3 protein-coding genes and 1 pseudogene are annotated in these 3,622 nt (G+C 32.6%); all 4 read left to right on the forward strand.

Annotated features, from left to right (window positions below; translation table 11 throughout):
* A pseudogene (locus ACMOUI_RS06470) lies at window positions 1–624 on the forward strand (hypothetical protein); the annotation flags it as partial.
* Window positions 625–849: 225 nt separating this feature from the next.
* A complete protein-coding gene (locus tag ACMOUI_RS06475) occupies window positions 850–1,659 on the forward strand; it encodes a DUF3100 domain-containing protein (RefSeq protein ID WP_418964910.1) in 810 nt (269 codons plus the stop codon).
* Window positions 1,652–2,119, forward strand: coding sequence for a hypothetical protein (locus ACMOUI_RS06480; RefSeq protein ID WP_418964911.1), 468 nt, complete (start codon window positions 1,652–1,654; stop codon window positions 2,117–2,119). Before ACMOUI_RS06475 ends, ACMOUI_RS06480 begins: the two co-directional genes overlap by 8 nt.
* A 31-nt stretch (window positions 2,120–2,150) precedes the next feature.
* Window positions 2,151–3,467: an amidohydrolase gene (locus ACMOUI_RS06485; RefSeq protein WP_418964912.1), complete on the forward strand. Its 1,317-nt coding sequence runs from the start codon at window positions 2,151–2,153 to the stop codon at window positions 3,465–3,467.
* Window positions 3,468–3,622 lie beyond the last annotated feature (155 nt).

The following is a 3,622-nucleotide window of genomic DNA, read 5'->3' on the forward strand; positions in this document are numbered from 1 at the left end:
AGTGATTATGATAAAATATCTTTTAAGATGAAACTAAATCAGGTATTTTTAAAGTATGCTAGAGAGATACATGGAAATTACCAAGAGCTTACAGAGAATGAGTATGTATTTTTTACAACTCAAAGAATTTTGGAAACTAAAAGTAGTGAACTTAACTTTTTAAAGTTATTGAATGAAATATATATATTAGGCGGAAAAGTAGCTGTGGGTATTGGATATGCAGAAAGTATTCAAGAGGCTACAATCAATGCTAAGAAAGCCTTAAATATAAGCACTTTAAATGATAAAGGTGAGGTATATCTTTTCTCAGACAATAAAATAAGAGGTCCTCTTTATAAAAAAAATAGATTTGATTATTCCACTAAAATAAGTAATACTTTTGAAAAAGAAGCAAAAAAAATTGGAATTACTCCAAAATATCTATCTAAAATAAGGGCCTTACAGGAGAGTTTAAGTAAGAGAGAGTTTACTAGTAAAGAGCTTTCAGAATTTTTAGAGATAACTGAGAGAAGTGTTAATAGAATAGTTAAGCCTATTATTGGAAGTGGATATGCAGAGATTATAGAGTATGAGGTATGCACTTCAGCAGGGCGACCAAGAAGAGTTATAAAATTTAAGTTTTAAAATAAAAAAGATGGAAAAGTATTTTTTCATCTTTTTTTATTTTTAGTGAAAACTAACAAAAAAGTTCTAAAATAGAACGATACAATTAAAAAATAAATGAAAAATTCGAAAAAAGCCTTGACATAATATTGAAAAAATAGTATTATTGATAATGTAAATTAAAGTCCTATTTAAGACAAAAAAGTGGGATGTATGTAAAAAATAAATTAAGGAAGAGTGAGTACTATGAACAAAAACACAATTAATGTATTCTTAGTTGTAACGATTATTTCACTAGTTTGTGAAAAAGTTGGAAAAATCCAGTTGGGAAAAGTAGCTTTATTCCCAATGTTGTTTGCGGTAATTATTGGAATGATATTAACACCAGATCTATTAGGAAAAAAAATTAAGAAGTTAAGAGACATCATTGGAGAGAAAGAGATGAAAATAGCCAGTGATATGGTTATGTTAATTCTTTTAATGTTAGGAATAAAATTGGGAACTTTTGTGGGACCTAACTTAGATAAAATTATCCAGGCTGGACCTGCATTTTTAGCACAGGAGTTTGGACATGTTTTAGCTCCAATTGTGGCAGTTCCATTAGCATTGAAGCTGGGATTAACAAGAGAGGCTATAGGAGCTGGATCAAGCATAAGTAGAGAGGCTTCTTTAGGAGTAATTGGAGAGAAATATGGAATCTCATCTTTAGAGGGAAGTGGAGTATTAGGTGTTTATTTAGCTGGAACAATTGTAGGAACAATATACTTTGGAGTATTAGGATCATTGGCTATATATACAGGAATCCATCCATTGGCATTAGGAATGGCATGTGGAGTAGGAAGTGGAAGTATGATGACTGCAGCAGCTTCATCTCTTGCAGAGGTTGTAGGGCCTCAGTATGCGGATCAAGTTTTTGCATATGCATCAACAAGTAATATGTTATCGGGATTGACTGGAGTAAATATCCTTGTATTTATATCTTTACCATTTACAGAGTGGTATTATAAAAAATTAGCTCCAAAGTTTTCGAAAAAGGAAGTGAAGCAACATGCGTAGTTTAGATATAAAAAAATATGTACTATATTTTATACTTATGTCAATGACAGGAGTTATGGTTTTAGCTGGACAGGCGATTGGGTTACAAAAACAATTTATAGGGGCTATACCTGGAATGTTTTTAATAATAGTTTTAGCATTGGGATGTTTTGCTGTTAAAGAAGCTTTTCCAAAGTTTCCATTACCAGCGTATGCATTATCAACTATAGTTGGAATGTTAGTTAGTATTCCATCACTATCAATCTCTAAATTCTTTGCACCAGAAATAGGAACAGTGGAGTTTATGCCTCTATGTACACCATTACTTGCTTTTGCAGGAATATCAGTAGGAGATAAGATAGAACAGTTAAAAGCTATGTCTTGGAAGATAGTTATAATAGCACTAGTTGTGTTTACAACAATTTTCTTTGCATGTGCTTTAATTGCTCAGGGAGTATTGACATTACAAGGTGCAATTTAATTAATATTTAAATAGATACGAGGAGAAAACTATGAACTTAAATGAAGTAAAGGAAAGAGTAATAAAAGCTATCGATGACAATAGAGAGTTAATTTTACAAGCGGGAAAAGCTATGTATGATAATCCAGAGTTTGGATATAAAGAGTTTAAAGGAACTGAGATTGTTTCAAATTACTTTAAAAATGAGTTAGGATTAGATGTGGAGGAGGGAATCGCTTATACTGGATGTAGAGCGAGAGCCAACAAGGATGCAGAGGGACCAAAAGTAGCTATTTTGGGAGAGTTAGATGCAATATCTTGTAGTGACCATAAAGATTCTAATGAGTTAGGAGCTGTTCATGCATGTGGACATCATATACAAATCGCGGGTATGTTAGGAGCGGCAACAGGACTTGTAAAATCTGGAATTTTAGGAGAACTTGGAGGAAAAGTTGACTTTATGGCAACTCCTGCTGAAGAGTTTGTAGAGTTAGGTTATAGAACTCAACTTAGAGAAGAGGGTAAGATAAAGTATTTCGGTGGAAAACAAGAGATGATATATAATGGGTCTTTTGATGATGTTGATATGGCAGTTATGTTCCATGCATTGGATTTAGGTGATAAAAAGGTTTTAACAGGACCAGTAAGTAATGGATTTATAGGAAAAACTGTTAAATTTATAGGAAAGGAATCTCATGCTGGGTCAGCTCCTCATGAGGGAATAAACGCATTAAATGCAGCAATGCTAGGAATAAATAATGTTCATGCACAAAGAGAGACATTTAAAGATAGTGACAGAGTAAGATTCCATCCAATCATTACAAAGGGTGGAGATATTGTAAATTCAGTTCCAGCTGATGTAAGAATGGAAGCTTATGTAAGAGCTAGAACAATCGAGGGAATGATAGATGCGAACAAAAAGGTAAACAGAGGATTAACAGCAGGAGCATATGCTGTTGGAGCAGAAATAGAGATAACAGAGATTCCAGGTTATTTACCAATTTTAAAGCATGACTCTATGGAAGATGTTTTAGAGGGTAACTTAGAGTATCTAGGATTAAAAGATGATATGATAAAAGGTGGAGATTTCACAGGATCTTTCGATTTTGGAGATGTATCTCATATAATGCCAACACTTCATCCAATGTTTGGAGGAATAAATGGTGCTCTTCATACTAGAGACTTTAAAACAGTTGATGAAGAAGTAGCAATTTTAATGCCAGCTAAAGCTTTAGCATTGACAGTTGTTGATTTACTATTTGCTCAAGGAAAGAAAGCAAAAGAGATTTTAGATAACTTTAAGCCAGTTATGACAAAAGATGAGTACTTAGCTTTCATGGAATCGAATGATAAAGTTATAAAAGCTTAGTAAAAGTTTAGTTCAATAGTTTCATACAGAAAAAGAGACCATTTTATGGTCTCTTTTTTTTAGTTGGACTGAATTCTACTCCATATTTATTTTCTTTAATTTCAACTATTCCCTTTGACTATAATAGAGGTAGACAATATCTAATTACTCTATTA

Origin of the sequence: Cetobacterium sp. (assembly GCF_048470075.1) — a bacterium.
Taxonomy (GTDB): domain Bacteria; phylum Fusobacteriota; class Fusobacteriia; order Fusobacteriales; family Fusobacteriaceae; genus Cetobacterium_A.